This window comes from Rufibacter aurantiacus, from assembly GCF_017916345.1.
GTDB classification, from domain to species: Bacteria; Bacteroidota; Bacteroidia; order Cytophagales; family Hymenobacteraceae; genus Nibribacter; species Nibribacter roseolus.
Genome location: NZ_JAFMSV010000002.1, coordinates 1,261,900 through 1,277,264, shown reverse-complemented (window position 1 = coordinate 1,277,264; position 15,365 = coordinate 1,261,900). Strand labels below are relative to the sequence as shown.

General features: G+C 52.8%; 13 protein-coding genes. 6 read left to right on the top strand and 7 right to left on the bottom strand.

Features of this window, described 5'->3' with window-relative positions:
• Positions 1-58: 58 nt before the first annotated feature.
• The 3 genes from kbl to J3P34_RS10330 all read left to right on the top strand — a co-directional run bounded on the left by kbl (position 59) and on the right by J3P34_RS10330 (position 3,492).
• Positions 59-1,252 carry a glycine C-acetyltransferase gene (gene kbl / locus J3P34_RS10340; protein ID WP_210488389.1) on the top strand — a complete coding sequence of 398 codons (1,194 nt, stop codon included), beginning with the start codon at positions 59-61 and terminating at the stop codon, positions 1,250-1,252.
• A 513-nt stretch (positions 1,253-1,765) separates the two neighbouring features.
• Complete coding sequence (locus J3P34_RS10335) at positions 1,766-2,020, top strand: hypothetical protein (RefSeq protein WP_210488387.1); 255 nt, start codon at positions 1,766-1,768, stop codon at positions 2,018-2,020.
• A gap of 554 nt (positions 2,021-2,574) precedes the next feature.
• Positions 2,575-3,492, top strand: coding sequence for an NYN domain-containing protein (locus J3P34_RS10330; protein ID WP_210463175.1), 918 nt, complete (start codon positions 2,575-2,577; stop codon positions 3,490-3,492).
• A 286-nt stretch (positions 3,493-3,778) separates the two neighbouring features.
• Here the strand turns inward: J3P34_RS10330 and J3P34_RS10325 are convergent, their stop codons facing one another.
• Complete coding sequence (locus tag J3P34_RS10325; protein WP_210488385.1) at positions 3,779-5,095, bottom strand: erythromycin esterase family protein; 1,317 nt, start codon at positions 5,093-5,095, stop codon at positions 3,779-3,781.
• A gap of 238 nt (positions 5,096-5,333) precedes the next feature.
• Entirely contained in the window at positions 5,334-6,011 is a 678-nt protein-coding gene (locus J3P34_RS10320) for a 3'-5' exonuclease (protein WP_210488383.1), read from the bottom strand.
• A 137-nt stretch (positions 6,012-6,148) separates the two neighbouring features.
• Between J3P34_RS10320 and J3P34_RS10315 the strand changes: the two genes are divergently transcribed.
• A complete protein-coding gene (locus J3P34_RS10315) occupies positions 6,149-7,594 on the top strand; it encodes a phytoene desaturase family protein (RefSeq protein ID WP_210488381.1) in 1,446 nt (481 codons plus the stop codon).
• Between the two features lie 127 nt (positions 7,595-7,721).
• Here the strand turns inward: J3P34_RS10315 and J3P34_RS10310 are convergent, their stop codons facing one another.
• The 5 genes from J3P34_RS10310 to folP all read right to left on the bottom strand — a co-directional run bounded on the left by J3P34_RS10310 (position 7,722) and on the right by folP (position 13,458).
• Positions 7,722-9,818: a P-loop NTPase family protein gene (locus J3P34_RS10310; RefSeq protein WP_210488379.1), complete on the bottom strand. Its 2,097-nt coding sequence runs from the start codon at positions 9,816-9,818 to the stop codon at positions 7,722-7,724.
• Positions 9,808-10,482 (bottom strand): DEAD/DEAH box helicase, encoded by a 675-nt coding sequence (locus tag J3P34_RS10305; RefSeq protein WP_210488377.1) that lies wholly within the window; start codon positions 10,480-10,482, stop codon positions 9,808-9,810. The genes J3P34_RS10310 and J3P34_RS10305 overlap by 11 nt, the downstream gene beginning before the upstream one ends.
• An 11-nt stretch (positions 10,483-10,493) precedes the next feature.
• Positions 10,494-11,420: a serine hydrolase gene (locus tag J3P34_RS10300; protein WP_210488375.1), complete on the bottom strand. Its 927-nt coding sequence runs from the start codon at positions 11,418-11,420 to the stop codon at positions 10,494-10,496.
• 332 nt (positions 11,421-11,752) lie between these two features.
• On the bottom strand, positions 11,753-12,583 hold the full coding sequence (gene cdaA, locus J3P34_RS10295; protein WP_149089607.1) for a diadenylate cyclase CdaA: 831 nt from the start codon (positions 12,581-12,583) through the stop codon (positions 11,753-11,755).
• Positions 12,580-13,458 carry a dihydropteroate synthase gene (gene folP / locus J3P34_RS10290; protein ID WP_210488373.1) on the bottom strand — a complete coding sequence of 293 codons (879 nt, stop codon included), beginning with the start codon at positions 13,456-13,458 and terminating at the stop codon, positions 12,580-12,582. The genes cdaA and folP overlap by 4 nt, the downstream gene beginning before the upstream one ends.
• Positions 13,459-13,483: 25 nt before the next feature.
• On the opposite strand from folP, the gene J3P34_RS10285 reads away from it, so the two are divergent.
• Both J3P34_RS10285 and J3P34_RS10280 read left to right on the top strand, forming a co-directional pair.
• Positions 13,484-14,053, top strand: a complete 570-nt coding sequence (locus J3P34_RS10285) for a DUF1599 domain-containing protein (protein ID WP_210488372.1) — start codon at positions 13,484-13,486, stop codon at positions 14,051-14,053.
• Complete coding sequence (locus J3P34_RS10280) at positions 14,034-15,149, top strand: BT_3928 family protein (protein ID WP_210488370.1); 1,116 nt, start codon at positions 14,034-14,036, stop codon at positions 15,147-15,149. Before J3P34_RS10285 ends, J3P34_RS10280 begins: the two co-directional genes overlap by 20 nt.
• Positions 15,150-15,365: the final 216 nt, after the last annotated feature.

Genomic DNA, 15,365 nt, shown 5'->3' with positions numbered 1-15,365 from the left:
TTTTTCAGGAAACAGGCTAGAAACAACATAAAACCAGTAGCAAGTTTATCTAACCGATATGTACGAAACCTTAAAACCAGATCTGGAGCAGCAGTTAGCCGAGATCAAAGCCAATGGCCTGTATAAAAAAGAGCGCGTGATCACCACCCCGCAGCACGCCGAGATCAAAACCCAGCAGACCGGCGAGGTGCTGAACTTCTGCGCAAATAATTACCTGGGGCTTTCTTCGCACCCGGCGGTGCTGGAGGCAGCCAAGCGCACCCTGGACACCCACGGCTACGGCATGAGCTCCGTGCGTTTCATCTGCGGAACCCAGGACATCCACAAGCAGCTGGAGCAGAAACTGGCCGAGTTCCTGGGCACCGAGGACACCATCCTCTACGCGGCGGCCTTTGACGCGAACGGCGGTGTGTTTGAGCCTTTGTTCGATGAGCAGTCTGCCATCATCTCCGATGCCCTGAACCACGCCTCCATCATTGACGGCATCAGGCTGTGCAAAGCGCAGCGCTACCGCTACGAGCACAACAACATGGCCGATCTGGAAGCCAAACTGCAGGAATCGCAAAACGCTAAGCACCGCATCATTGTCACCGACGGTTCTTTCTCCATGGACGGCACCATCGCGCAGCTAGACAAAATCTGCGACCTGGCAGACCAGTACAAAGCCCTGGTGTTGGTAGATGAGTCGCACTCCAGCGGCTTCATTGGCAAGACCGGCCGTGGCACGCATGAGTACCACAACGTGATGAGCCGTGTGGACATTATCACTGGAACTTTGGGTAAAGCCTTGGGCGGCGCCATGGGCGGATTCACCTCGGGCCGCAAAGAGATCATTGACATGCTGCGCCAACGCTCGCGCCCGTACCTGTTCTCCAACTCTCTGGCCCCGTCCATTGTGGGTGGTTCCCTGGCCGTTCTGGAACTGCTGAGCTCTACCACTGAGCTGCGTGACCGTCTGGAGTGGAACACCAAGTACTTCCGGGAGAACATGACCGCCGCCGGATTTGATATCCGTCCGGGTGTGCATCCTATTGTGCCGGTAATGCTCTACGAAGCCACTTTGGCCCAGGAGTTTGCCGCCCGCATGCTGGAGAAAGGCATCTACGTGATTGGCTTCTACTTCCCGGTGGTGGCCAAAGGAGCGGCCCGCATAAGAGTACAGTTATCCGCGGAACATACTCAGGAACAGATAGATCGCGCCATCCAGGCCTTCACCGAGGTGGGTAGAGAACTGGGTGTCCTGAAAGGGTAATTCTTAAGATATTAAGAGAAGACGAGACAAAACCGGCTGGCCAATTTCAGATTGGTCGGCCGGTTTTGTTTTTGGCGTGACCACTTTCTGGTAGCTAAAAATGATAAGGTGAGAGGAATTTAAAATTATACAACTAAATAATTAGTTGTTAAACTAAGTTAACAGTTTTACTGACGCTTGTACAGAAGAAAATTACCCAATCCTGGGTGATGTCAGGAAGTATATTTTTTTAAATATATTTATAAAAGCCAAGTCGGCTGGCAGAGATATGGAGGTTCTTCAAATCAACTAAACCAATAGAATTCCTGATTTATTTAGTCCATAATTCAATTCCAAACTATGATGAAATCTAGAGTTCTATTAAAATCTCTCCTGCCCGTATTGTTGCTGAATTTTTATGCAAACGATTGCGTAAGCTGGGCGGAGTAAAAACCCATATGCCTGTTATTCAGGGATGGACAATCTAGGGATCTGGCAAAAAGCTACACGCTGGAAGAATTGAAAGCCGGGGTGATGGTCAATCCCATAGAGGGTTTGGAAAGCGCGAATGTGTATTTGGTGCGGGATTTGAGACCCGTGATGGCCCTTCCTTTCAAAGACAGGGCAAGCCTGCAAAAACTTGAATTATACGCCTGGTGCATGGGCCCTGCAGCCGGTAAAAACGGGGCTTCCAATCCGGCAGAACCAAACCTCAAGTCCGGCGACTGTTTTGTCTTTGATGCCATCCGGAAAGGAGAACAAATTTCCTTTGCCCTGAGGGTAAAATAGAGAGGTTCTGTAAATAGAAATATTCTGCTGCATAACAGCAAAAGTGTCTTTTTGTTTTTAAATTATTTTATCAGAAATACTCCTAAAACGTCTCTGTTGGTATGTACTATGCTACCAGCGGAGGCGTTTATTATTATATGGAATTTAGGTTGTCAGCAAAGAGATCATTCCCTACTTTTGCTTTGTAATTCCTTAAAGGAGATGCTCTTTCATTTAGGAGAAAGCAATAGTGTACGGCTTCCGGACGAAGGAGCGCCTGTACCGGTAATTGGTAACTGCTGTAGAAGCAGATGATAAAATGAATCAGAAAGTGGTCCCCCAGACTAAAATTCAATGAAGGTATTTTTAAGATATAGCAGATTTTTCCCCCTCAGTTCCCAAAAAGAATCCAAAGCGAACTATTTCCTGCTCCCCCTCCCCAAAAAACACCTCTGGCTTTTGCCGCTTTCGCCCGTTTATTCCCCCAGCACCTTATAGAATTGGCAATAGGTTGAGACAACAAACACAAAAAATTAAATAGATAAATAAAAAAGACAGACAAAAACTAAAACCACATGCAGGAAAAACTAGTGAGGATTGGCGTCTTCTATGACGGCAATTACTTCTTGCAGGTCAGTAATTACTATGCCTACGGCCATCAGCGCAAACGCAGGATTAGTATTTCTGGCCTCCATGAATTTATCAGGGAACAAGTGGCCGAGGAGGAGGACGTGGACCCACGTTTCTGTAGAATCGTAGACGCCCACTATTTCCGGGGCCGGCTCAATGCCTATGAGGCCAGCCAACGAGGCGACACCCTGTACTGGGACCGTGTGTTTGATGACATCCTTATGTCTGAGGGCGTGACTACCCATTACCTACCGGTGCGGACAACACCGGAGGGGTACAAGCAGGAACGCGGCATTGACGTATGGCTGGCGCTGGAAGCCTTTGAACAGGCTTTCTACAAACGGTTCGATGTACTGGTGCTCATCTCCTCAGACGGGGATTACGTGCCCATGGTACGCAAGGTGAACACCCTGGGAACCCGCGTGATGGCGCTTACCTGGGAGTTTGAGTACACCACAGACAACGGCCAGCGGATGACAACCCGCCCGTCGCAGGATCTGTTGGCTGAGGTAACCTATCCTATGGCTATGCACGGCATTATTGACCAGCGCATTGCCCGCAACGATGCCACCATACAGCGGTTGTTCGTACAGCCAGACCAGAAGCGGAGTACCGCCTCTCATGGCCACGACGAGGACTATGGAGACTCCATCGGGAACATTAGCGGGCACGGCGAAGGAGAGATCATGAGCCTCAAAAACGGGTACGGTTTCATCAAGTTCCCGCCCAACAACCTGTTCTTCCACTTCACCAACGTGGTGGACACAGATTTCAATGAGCTGCACGTAGGCGACCGCGTGGAGTTCGAGATTGAGAAAGATGATGAAGGCAACGACGTGGCCAAAAGCGTCAAACTTCTCTAGCAGCCTGACTAACTGCCATAGAAGAACCGTTCATGGGCGGCCTGACTAGCCCCCGTTGGATAAAAAAGCTCAAACGGCCTGACTAGCCTTTTTGGGTATGGATGTTCAATTCAGCCTGACTAGCTGTTTTTGAAAGATTGAAAAGAGGCGTGACAAAGCCTTTTAAAGACAAAACAACAAAGACAAAAATACTAAAGGGGGAGCCGGACAGCTCCCCCTTTTTCATTGGAAACAGGTACGTTTCCTCGTCGGGTGTTGGTTTGGGGCTGATTTCTTAAAAGCAGGCCTAAAGCGGGTTGAGGGCGGTGGTCTGGTCTATGAACAGGAAGGCGTCATAGCGCCGGGGCAGGACCGTGGGCACGTAATTGCCTGCCTCCGATGCCGGGTTATACACCACGCCAATAGCCCTATGGCCGCGCCGCTGAAGCGCTTCGGGGATGTCCTGCAGCTCGCGCATGAGCAGGAGTTTGTCCTCGGCGCTGTACCGGTGCAGGATATCTTCCCAGCTGTTGTTCATGGCGGCCGGCACGTTCATGACCCTGGTAGCGGCACCCCACATAGAAGACGCCACCACTTGCCCCTGGTAAGACCCGAAGCCCACCAAATACACTCCTTGGGCGGCGTGCTGCTCTCGTATCAGTTGCCCTATGTTCACCATGCCACTGGTAGCCATGTCTGTGTAGCGGGCATCACCTACGTGGGTGTTATGGGCCCAGATAACGATCTTAGCTCCGTTTCCCCTATGGGCTACCAGACGGTTTACGGTCTCCTGCATGTGGCGGTCTCGCACGTTCCAGGAACCTGTACTGCTCCTGATCATCTGGGTATAGTACCGTTCCGCGTTCACGGCTACCAGGGCGTTCTGCTCGGCGTTAAAGGCGGCCTCATGGTTGGCGGGCTGCCTGGAGCGGTAGGCCTGCACCGCCTCCAGCAGGGCCTGCATTTGCTGCGCACATGAGGTGCCCTGCGCGGTAGCCTGGGCATACAGTTGCTCATCCCGGTTGTAAGGCTCCAGGCAGATCTGGGCGTTGCGGGCCAGTTGGGCAATGGCGGGGTCTGCCGTCTCCATATAAGCGCGTACCTCCTCCAGTGATTCCCACATGCTGTAGACGTCCATGCCGTAGAAACCTACCTTCTGGTTCTGGGCCAATGATTGGTTGTGTTGCCGGAGCCACTCAGAGAAGGTGGCTACCTCTTGGTTCGCCCACATCCAGGTAGGCCAGCGCTGGAAAGCCTGCACCGCCTGCTGTGCGGTGCCGCCCGCCTGCCCTTGGATGTACTGGTTCAAAGAATAGGCGGCCGGCCAGTCACCTTCCACCGCAATAAGGTTAAACCCTTTCTCTTGAATAAGCCTCTTGGTGATGTCGGCCCGCCAGGTGTAGAATTCTGATGTGCCGTGGGAGGCTTCCCCAATCAGAACGTACTGGCTGTTGCCTATCTCATTGATCAGAATGTCCAGGTCACCTACATCCTCCAGCGGGTAAACCCCTTTGGTGAGGAAACCCTGTTCCTGCTCTATCTGGTCTAGTGTGTCATTGTCTGAGGAGCAGGAGTAGAGCCATCCGCTTAACAGAAAGACCCACACCAGCCGTAATTTTCCCATGTTCAATTTCCGCATAAGCTAATCTGAGTTTGATTTAGAGGAATGGAATAGTCATAAAAGACGGACTTAGCGCTATTCCCAGAATATGCTAAACGGAAGGGCAGGATCTTGGTGCGTTGAATTTGTACGGGATTTTCAGGAGGCAAATACCAAAAATCATGAAAGCTACTAGGCGTTAGACGTATAGGTATTGTTAAATTCCTGTCACCCAATGGTGCTGAAGGCCGCAGCCTATCCGTCAATCTTTGCTGTTGATAGGAGCATCCTGTACGGATGCGTTGGGAGTGGGTAAAAGTTCGGCCAGCGGCGGAAGCCAGTAAGGGGTGCCGTACTTGGGGTTAAGCACCAGTTTGTTGCGCATGTTGTCCAGAGGACTTTCCTCGTGCAGGCGGTGGAGCAGCTGCCAGGTGGCTGTGGCATCCGGCAGGGCGCAGTGCCACCTGGTAAGCGGGATGCCGTAGGCCTTGCACATATCGGGCAGGCTGCGCGGCGAGGGCTGCCGCAAACGGCACACCGACAGCGTGTCTATAAACGGATGCTGCACCGGGCCAAGTTTAAGCCGACGGTAAGTGCTGTAGAGAAAACCCAGATCAAACGGGGCGTTGTGCGCCACCACCGTGCTGTCGCCGATGAACTCTTTGAGGATGCTGAAGGCGGTGCGCTCGTCCATGGCATTGGCCAAATCTTCCTGTGTGATGCCCGTGAGTTCCGTGATCTTCCTGGGGAGCTCGCCTTTCAGTTGCACCAGCGTATGGAACCGACCGGTGATCTTGCCGTGGGCGCTTTTCACGGCCGCTATCTCAATCACCCGGCCTTTGCTGCCGCTTACGCCGGTGGTTTCAAAATCAAGGGCGGTCACGTTGCTGAGGATGGGCGTGAGGTCCGGAAAAAGCGGCAGAAAGGGTGCGTCAGGCATGGAAAAAATGAGTAGCTTGTAGCACGTATACGCAAGAACCTCGTTCTGTTTAACTCCTTGTTTTCATAAATCTAGCTTAAAACAAAGCGCAAACCAAGTTGTTGCAGGAGATACCATAACCCTTAAAAAAAGCAAGCGTGAGCACTACTCAATATGACGCAGTGGTAGTTGGTTCTGGTCCTAACGGTTTGTCGGCGGCCATTGTGCTGCAGCAGGCGGGGCTGGAGGTGCTGTTGATAGAAGGCAAAGACCAGTTGGGCGGCGGGCTGCGTTCCCAGGAACTGACCCTGCCCGGGTTTGTGCACGATGTGTGCTCGGCCATCCACCCGTTGGCGGCCGGTTCCCCTTTCTTCAAGACGCTGCCGCTGCAGGAGCACGGGCTGGAGTTTGTGTACCCCGAGGTCTCGGCGGCGCACCCCTTTGATGGCGGAAGAGCGGCGGCGTTGCACCTGTCTTTAGAGGAAACCGCGCAGGCCCTGGGAACAGACTGGAAATCATATCTCAATCTGATGCAGCCGCTGGTCAAGAGTTGGCCCGGCCTGGCGAAGGATGTGTTAGGCCCGCTGCGTATTCCCAACCACCCCATTGACATGGCCGCCTTCGGGCTGAATGCCCTGACCTCGGCCACGTTTCTGGCCAACCGCTTCAAAACCCAGGAGGCTCGGGGCCTATGGGCCGGAATGGCCGCGCACTCTATCCAACCTTTGTCTAACCTTACTACCTCGGCCATCGGGTTGGTGCTCATGGCGGTGGGGCATTTGCAGGGCTGGCCGGTGCCTAAAGGCGGCTCGCAGCAGATAGCCAACGCGCTGGCTTCTTACTTTGTGAGTCTGGGCGGGAAGATTGAAACCGGGCACTACGTGACCTCTCTCAAGCAACTGCCTTCCCATAAAGCCCTGCTGCTGGACGTGACGCCTAAACAACTCCTGGACATCGCCGGCGAGAAACTGTCGCCTTTCTACCGAGGCCAGTTGCAGCGCTACCGCTACGGCATGGGCGTGTTCAAAATAGACTGGGCTTTGGACGGACCCATTCCGTTCAGCGCGCCCGAGTGCCGCCAGGCCGGGACCATCCACCTGGGAAATACGCTGGAAGAGATTGCGACCTCGGAAAGGGAATCTGCGAGCGGGAAGCATCCTGAGAAACCATTTGTGCTCCTGGCCCAGCAAAGTCTCTTTGACAACACCCGGGCGCCGCAGGGCAAACACACAGCTTGGGCGTACTGCCACGTGCCCAACGGTTCTACCATTGACATGACCGATGCTATTGAACGGCAGGTGGAGCGTTTTGCGCCTGGTTTTAGAGATTTGATCCTGGCGCGGCACACCATGAACACCGCTCAGATGCAGGCGCACAACCCCAACTACATCGGTGGCGACATCAACGGCGGCATCATTGACCTGGGCCAGCTTTACACCCGGCCGGTAGTGACCTTGTCTCCGTACCAGACCTCGGCCAAAGGCATTTATATCTGTTCATCCTCCACGCCGCCGGGCGGAGGGGTGCACGGCATGTGCGGTTTTCACGCCGCCCGCCGGGCCCTTAAGGATGTGTTCCGCTTACCAGCGCCAATTTTATCTTAAAAATATTTGCTACAGGATAGGGGTAGCGCCGAATATAGCGGTCTTACTATCTCATGAAGGGAAAAAGCTCACCTGAAGCACTTAGTGCGGATGGTGGGCTTTGTTCTTTTCAGGGCGTTATAACTGCTTATCGCCATTTGTTTACCTGCTCGGTTTTGTCTTCAAACTCTGAGGCAAGAGAGTGCAGGCGGGCTTTTAGCAATAGCTTGCGCCCTTCCAGATTACGGGTGAAAACCAGTTCGCAATGTCCTACCAGATTCCGCCACTGATTTTCCAGAAATTCCGCCAGTGTTTTGTTTTTCCCGATCACCTCCGGTACGGAATGGTAGTCTTTCTGCAGCAGAAACTTCATAAAAGAGTTCTTCCGGATGATGACATACCGCGGATTACCCACTGGGCCAATCATCTCCCGCAGGGCTTTGATGAAATAAGAGCGTTCAAAGGTGGTGCCGCCATTTAGGTGGCAGTAGATGTTGCCATGTGCGTCTACAGAAGAGACCACGTTGAGCTTGGCTACCTCCGTCTGTAACACTCCTGCTTTTGCCAATGACTGCAGGAGGGCTTCGCCAATTTGTCTGAAGTCTTCGGAAATATCGCGGTACTTGACATAGAGCCGGGCCGTGGTATACAGCTGCCTTCCAAAAAAGAGCATGCCAATGACACCTATGAAAGCCAGGTAAAAGAACAGGTCGGTGGTGGTGCGAATATGGCGGGCAGAACGACCTAAACCCTGGAGGGCACCGTTGCCAAACGCCAAGATCATGCTGATAAGCTCTGCCAAGAGATAGGCAATGGTGCGGTTGTAAAACAGAGATTTAGAAGCCTGGTAGCTGCGACGGGTCTCAGGGAAGGGAATCTTGATCTCTTCCACCAGGGACAAACCTTTGGCCAGGGCTTGCTGCCAGCGTTCCTGCAACTGGTGCCGTTGAGCGGCAAAGGCAAGCATCTGATCATTACTGGAGTTAATCTGGTCTGCGGTAAGAGAGCCGGTCGGTAAATTAAGCCGGCCCAGCCCGTTTTCCAGCGTTATTTCCTCTTTGAGAGAGACTCCTACAAAAGACTTAAAGCGGCGGCGCAGCATCTCCATGTCATTTCCGCCTTGGGCGTCTGTGGCATCCAGACAGGCAAGATGCCAGATATTGCCCGTCTTGGCAGTGTTGCCTGCCTGCACTCTAATGGCACGTCCGCGCATTTGGTTGGAGGAGACAAAGGAGCCCACAGAGGTAGCCAATACCAATGTGTTGATGCAGGGAGCGTCCCAGCCTTCGCCCAGCAAAGATTTGGTGCCAATCAATACCTCAATCTCACCGGCCTGAAATACCTGGGTGACTAAATGTACCAGGGCGTGTTTCAGTTGTTCCGTGAATTGGATCTGCAGGTAGCTGGCATCGTAGGCGAGAGGGGTGGCAGCTATGGTAAGAATACCTGCTGCCAAGGCAAACCGCTCAAGGGCAGGAAAGGCAGCCTGCGGCAGAATCACCACGGAGCCCGTCAGAACGCCCAACTTAATGGTTTTCTCCTGGCTTCTTCGTAACTGCTCAAAGATGGGCAAAGCACCCATTTTGGTCAGGGGCAGATGCCCGGCCGGATGTAGGTATTCTTTTCTGATGAAGTCTGTGAGCACCACCAGCCTGAGGTTTTTGCCTAACGTCTGGTGTTCAAAAGAAACAATCTGCTCTACACTTTTGAGCTTGCTCAAGCTGGTGCCCAAGAAAGATTGTATTCTGTGGCTGTGCCTGAAACTGATCTGCCTTTTCTCCAGTGCACTGTAGCGCTTTAATTTATTTTTCAGGTGCTCCTGATGCTCCTCAAAGCCAAGGAAAGTTGCAGGGGCAAGGAACAGATAAAATTGGAGCACTTCTTCCATCCACTCATAATTGAGCTCCGGAATCTTGAAATTTGGATCACCTATAACTTGCAGATGGTCCGGTGAGATTTGTTTCCCGATGCCGTTCAGAAAGATGAGCGTAGCGGAGTAACACTTAAGATTTGTGTAGATCCACTCCAATTGTTCTAACGGCTGAGCGTAACTGGGATGCTGTTCCAGCGCCAGGGCCAGCGTTAGATCTTGCTTCAGTTCTTCAAAGAGTTGGAGGATCTTGCTTCTGAACTCTACAATTTTCTTTGACTCCTCCAGCGTGGGGATGGAGAGATAGACGTAGTCCTGGTGCGGGCAAAGGTCCTGCTCTACCACCAGCTCTGGTACGAAAATCTCAGCGTCCACCGGTCAGTTCTGTGTACCGCTGCCATTCCAGAGGCGTTACGTCATAGGGAGGTGTGGCGGTAAGTCCTACAACCGTTGGGCGGAGCTTCTTTTTCACCTGAATGAGCGTTTTCCACCATTCATTTTTGAGGTGATGGGCTTCGTCTGCCACAATGGTCTGCACCCCCTGTTGCCGGAGCAATTTAACGATGCCTTCCAGATTTGCGTTGGAGCGGGCGGCGGCCTTTGTCTCGGTTACTTCTGCTTCTGAAGCCTCCTCTTCTTCCTCTGAGACAGAAAGATTGTTACAGGCCGTGTGCAGGGCTTGGTAGGTGATCACCGTGACAAAGGCAGGTTGCCTGATGTTACGGGAGATCCAGTCTGGTTTATGAGTTGTTTTCAGGAAAAGATCGCAGAAACGCTGAATCCACTGGTTGCGGATGGCCAGCGAGGGGGCTAGAATCAAGGTAGGCTTGTTGAGCCGCAGCATCACTTCCAGCCCCAGGATTGTTTTCCCTGAACCCAGTGGCGCGATCACATGCAGATGCCCGTTCTCTAGGTGGCTATCCAGTTCATTCAGCACCCGCTCCTGGTATTTGCGCCAAGGATATAAGAACTGGATACCCGAAGGAAATTCTTTAAGAATGGTCTCTTCTCGTTCCGTTAAACCAAGTATTTCCTCCATAGGTGCCTCTTTTAATATTTCTCCACGCCTTGGGCTGGCTTCCAGTCAGACTTGGGCTCAAAGTGCTGCCATAAAATCTTGGAAACGGCTCTGATCAAAGCATACCCGGTATTGTTGTATTCCCAACTCTCGTCTTTCTGATTTTTGGTGATGATGCAGAACACGTAGTCGCCGTGCGGGGCGTTGACCAGCACTACCTCGGAGCGGGAACGGTTCACCGCCCCGGATTTTGAGGCTGTGTGCACAAAAGGTGGTATCTGCGAAAGTGCCTCCCCGTCAAAATAGATGCGGCCCAGGTTCCGGTACATGCGCTCGCTGGCGGCGGGACTCACGGCTTTCCCGTCTCGGATCATGGTCACCAGCGTAGCCATCTCGCGCGGTGTGGTCTGGCCCCAGCCGTACTTCTCCCAATTGGGTCTTCGGCCCGGAGTGCGAGAGTTCATGCGGGTGTAGGTGAAGCCGTTTTTCTCCAGCCAAGCGTTAATGGCTACCCCGCCGCCCGCTAACTGCTGCAGCCACAAACTGCCCGTGTTGTCTGAAGTGATGATGCTAAGCATCTGGATTTTGCTCAGGGCCACGGTAGAACTATCCTTAAAATTACCCACAATGTCTTCGCCGGCATAATAGAGGGAGTCGCGGTAGCGGAGTGTGGCTTTAGGATCAATCTCACCGTGCTCTATCTTGTCAAACATGGCCACCATAATAGGCACCTTAATCATGCTGGCAGTAGGGAAAAGCGTATCGGCGTTAATGGCCACGGTCTTGCCGGTCTTCAGATGCCTCACGTAAATGCCCACCTCGCCCTGGAAGTCTTTGGTAAGCGCCTGTAGTTTCTGGGTGAGTTTGACGTCTGTTTTTTCTTTGGCTGTTTTCTGCCCGGAAACTGAGAAAGTGAAGGAAAACAGGAAAAGGAGTACGAGGAGTGAAGAGAATCGCATGTTCATCTGGTTGATGCCCAAAAGATAGTCAATTCCATTAAGTCAACCGCTTCTCTGTTTGGTGGCTGTTAAGCGCTTTGGGCTGTTTTCCAGAAAATGGGCTTTAAATAGGGGAGGGGCCATTGGCACAGACGCTCGCAGGACCTCCGGACGCTGCGAGGTCTTTTGAGTAGACGGTATAGCGAAGGCAAACAGAAACTCCCTCCTGATTTAGGAGGGGGGCCCGCAGGGCGGGGTGATGAAAAGAAAATCTAAGGCAAACTCGTTCCAGAGGTGCTTGGGCAGACTAGATGAGTAAGGGGAGCAATCAACAATCAAAAATCGGCAATTAACTACGCGGCGGCTACTTTCTCCACCACCTTCGGCTCTATGTCAAACAGGAAGTGGTTGAGTTTGGAACGCAGGTCGGCGGCGGAGAGGTTGCGGTAGACTTCGCCGTTGCGCACCAGGGCAATTTGGCCGGTTTCTTCGGAGACCACCAGCACTACGCTGTCGGTGACTTCAGACAGGCCGATGGCGGCGCGGTGGCGCAGACCCATAGAGGCAGGCACATCGTTGCTCTCGGTCACGGGCAGGATGCAGCGGGCAGCTTTGATACGGTTGCCCTGGATGATGACGGCGCCGTCGTGCAGAGGGCTGTTTTTGTTGAAGATGGAGATGAGAAGGCGCTTGCTCACAATGGCGTCAATGGCGTCACCGGACTCGGCGAAGTAGCGCAGCTCGGAACTGCGGGCAAAAACGATCAAGGCACCGGTGTTCTTGCCGGCCAGGGATTTGGCGGCTTCAATGAACGGCGTGATGGAAAGCTTGTCAGTGGGCTCGGTGCGGCGCCAGGGGAATCCTTTAAACAGGCGCTCGTTGTTGAAGGCGGTGGTCTTGCCTATCATCAAAAGAAACCGCCTGATTTCGGGCTGAAATACAATAATGGCCGCTAAAACGCCCACGCCCATGAACTGCCCCAGAATGATGGTGAGCAACTCCATGCCGGCGGCTTTCACCACCAGGTACAGCAGGTAAATAGATAAAAGGCCTAAGAAGATCTTGAGGGCCACGCTTCCGGTCAGGAGTTTGTAGAGTTGGTACAGCAATACTGTCACCAGCAGCACATCAATAATGTCCAGCCACTCTATGTCTAAAAACCCTATGGAAAACAATGGAATCACGCCGTCAACATCTTTTTTACAATTTCAATAGTATGTACCGCCTCCTTCACGTCATGCACCCGCAGAATGTCTGCCCCGTTCAGTAACGCGAGCGTATTAGCAACAATTGTGCCCGTGAGGGCTTCCTCGGGACCCACGTGCAGCGGTTTGTAGGTCATGGATTTGCGGGAAAGCCCCACCAGCAGCGGTAACTCAAACAGTTCCAGTTCTTTGAGCCGGCGCAGCAACTGGTAGTTCTGGTCCACATTTTTCGCGAAACCAAAACCGGGGTCCAGCAGAATGTCTTTCACCCCGGCTGCCCTTAATGCTGCCACCCGCTGGGCCAGGAAAGAAGTGATCTCTTCCAGCAGACCCTGCTCATAGTGGTTCTGCGAAGCCATATTCTGCGGCGTGCCGCGCATGTGCATGAGAATATACGGTACCTGTAACCGGCCCGCTGTGGGGAACATACCCTCGTCCAGCGTGCCCCCGGAGACATCATTGATGATGTGCGCCCCGTGCCGTACTGCCTCTTCCGCCACCCGGGCCCTGAAGGTGTCAATAGACAACAGCGCCTCAGGGAAAGCTTTGGAGAGCGCCTCTATAATGGGTACTACGCGATTCAGCTCTTCCTGTTCTGAAACCTCGGGCGCGCCGGGCCGGGTAGAGTAACCGCCCACGTCCAGAAAGGTGGCGCCTTCCTTTAGCATCTTTTCGGCCTGGGCCAGGGCCTGATCGGTTCCCTGCAGACGGCTGCCGGCGTAAAAGGAATCAGGGGTGGAGTTGAGGATACCCATTACCGTGGGCTGCTGCAACAAGACCAATCTACCAGCGCAGTTGAGGGTGGTTTTTTTGCAAAAAAGTGTATCTTTCGCGTTCAATTGGCCAATTTCCATTTCCTATAAAAGTAAAACGAAAAACTTGATTCACCAAACCGCCCAGGAGTACAACCGCGTGGTAGAAGCATGCCAGCGCCTGTTTTTGCAGAAAACCCAGGACTACGGCACCGCCTGGCGAATCCTGCGTCTGCCTTCCATCACAGACCAGATTTTCATCAAAGCGCAGCGCATACGGTCTATCCAGGAGAAGGGCACACAGAAGATCCAGGACGATATTGCGTCTGAGTTTGTGGCTATTGTGAATTACTGCGTCATCGCCCTTATGCAGGAGCAACTTCTGGCGCAGGGCGAAACCGAGCAGGCCCTGGAGGTGGAGCGGGTGCGGGAACTGTACCAGGAGGAAATCAGGAAGACGCAGGCGCTGCAGGAAGACAAGAACCATGATTACGGCGAGGCCTGGCGCAGCATGCGCGTGGAGTCCATGACCGATCTGATTCTGATGAAGATCTACCGCACCAAACAGATAGAGGACAATGCCGGCCAGACGTTGGTGTCTGAAGGGGTGGAGGCCAATTACCGTGATATGCTCAACTATGCTGTATTTTGCCTGATAAAACTAAATTATCCTGACCATGGTACTCCGTCTGCTTAGTAGGTTCGCTTGGATAGTGGTGGGCGGGTTGTTCATCTTCTCGGGCCTGATCAAACTGAATGATCCGGTGGGCACCGCTATCAAACTGGAAGAATATTTTGAGGTATTCTCCACCGATTTCTCCTCAGTGTTTCTCTCGTTCAAACCATTTGCGCTCTACTTGTCCATTTTCCTGAGTACCCTGGAAGTGGTGCTGGGCGTGGCCCTGCTGGTACGTTGGCGCCTGAAGACAGTCTTGTGGCTGCTCTTTTTCCTGATTCTGTTCTTTACTTTTCTTACCTTCTACTCGGCGTACTACAACAAGGTAACTGATTGCGGCTGTTTCGGGGATGCCATCAAACTCACACCTTGGGAGTCGTTCACGAAGGACATCATCTTGCTGATGCTCATCCTTGTGCTGTTGTTCACCCAGCGTCATCTTCTGTCCTTGGGCCAGATGAACCGCGGCGTAACGGGTGCCATTGTGCTGGTGGCTTTGATCTTCTCGGTGACCGTTAGCGTGTATGCGTACCAACACGAGCCGTTCCTTGATTTCAGGGCTTACCGGGTAGGCGCCAATATCCCCAAACTTATGAAACCGTCGGCCCCGCTGCGGTATCAGTACGTGATGGAGAAAGCAGGCGTGGAGTCTATCTTCCAGAGCTACCCCACAGACACCACCTACAAATTCAAGAAGATGGTGCCGCTCAACCCGGAGGATGGCCCCAAGATCACAGACTTCAACATCTGGAACGACCAGGGTGATTTCACGAAGGAGATGTTCCTGGGTAACCGCCTGCTCATTCTGGTGAAAGACGTGAGCAAAGCTGACCAGGAAAGTTTCAAGGAGATCAACGCCCTGCTGGCCGGTCTGGAGAAAAACCAATCGCCCAAAGTGGTGCCGGTGGTTATCACTTCCAGCAGCAGCCAGGAGTTTGACGTGTTCCGCCACGAGGTGAACCTCTCGGCGCCTTACTTCTTCGCCGATGCCACCGTGCTCAAAACCATGATCCGGTCCAACCCGGGCTTGTTGCTTTTCAAGAACGGCATTGTGGTAGGCAAGTGGCACTACAATGATATCCCAGACCTGCCGGAGGTGCAGAACCTGGTAAAATAGCTGTTGTCTGCACTGATGTATTTGCCCTGTTATAGACACAGCGTTTCTGACCTGTCTTTCAATAAAATAGCTTGAAAACGTGGGTTGCAAAGGAAGTGGGTAATGAACGACCCTGTTAGGGGAGAAAGGTTTTCCCCTGATGTTTGTGTCTATCGGGAATGAATCGGGTTACTGCTGGTTTGATTATTCAGTCTCCAGCAATCATCGTATACATCT

Coding starts and splice junctions, on each gene's coding strand:
- J3P34_RS10330 (WP_210463175.1), top strand. CDS start 2,575: ATGCAGGAAAAACTAGTGAGGATTGGCGTCTTCTATGACGGCAATTAC.
- J3P34_RS10280 (WP_210488370.1), top strand. CDS start 14,034: ATGGTACTCCGTCTGCTTAGTAGGTTCGCTTGGATAGTGGTGGGCGGG.
- folP (WP_210488373.1), bottom strand. CDS start 13,458: ATGGAAATTGGCCAATTGAACGCGAAAGATACACTTTTTTGCAAAAAA.
- J3P34_RS10335 (WP_210488387.1), top strand. CDS start 1,766: ATGGTCAATCCCATAGAGGGTTTGGAAAGCGCGAATGTGTATTTGGTG.
- kbl (WP_210488389.1), top strand. CDS start 59: ATGTACGAAACCTTAAAACCAGATCTGGAGCAGCAGTTAGCCGAGATC.
- J3P34_RS10300 (WP_210488375.1), bottom strand. CDS start 11,420: ATGCGATTCTCTTCACTCCTCGTACTCCTTTTCCTGTTTTCCTTCACT.
- J3P34_RS10305 (WP_210488377.1), bottom strand. CDS start 10,482: ATGGAGGAAATACTTGGTTTAACGGAACGAGAAGAGACCATTCTTAAA.
- J3P34_RS10325 (WP_210488385.1), bottom strand. CDS start 5,095: ATGGGAAAATTACGGCTGGTGTGGGTCTTTCTGTTAAGCGGATGGCTC.
- J3P34_RS10320 (WP_210488383.1), bottom strand. CDS start 6,011: ATGCCTGACGCACCCTTTCTGCCGCTTTTTCCGGACCTCACGCCCATC.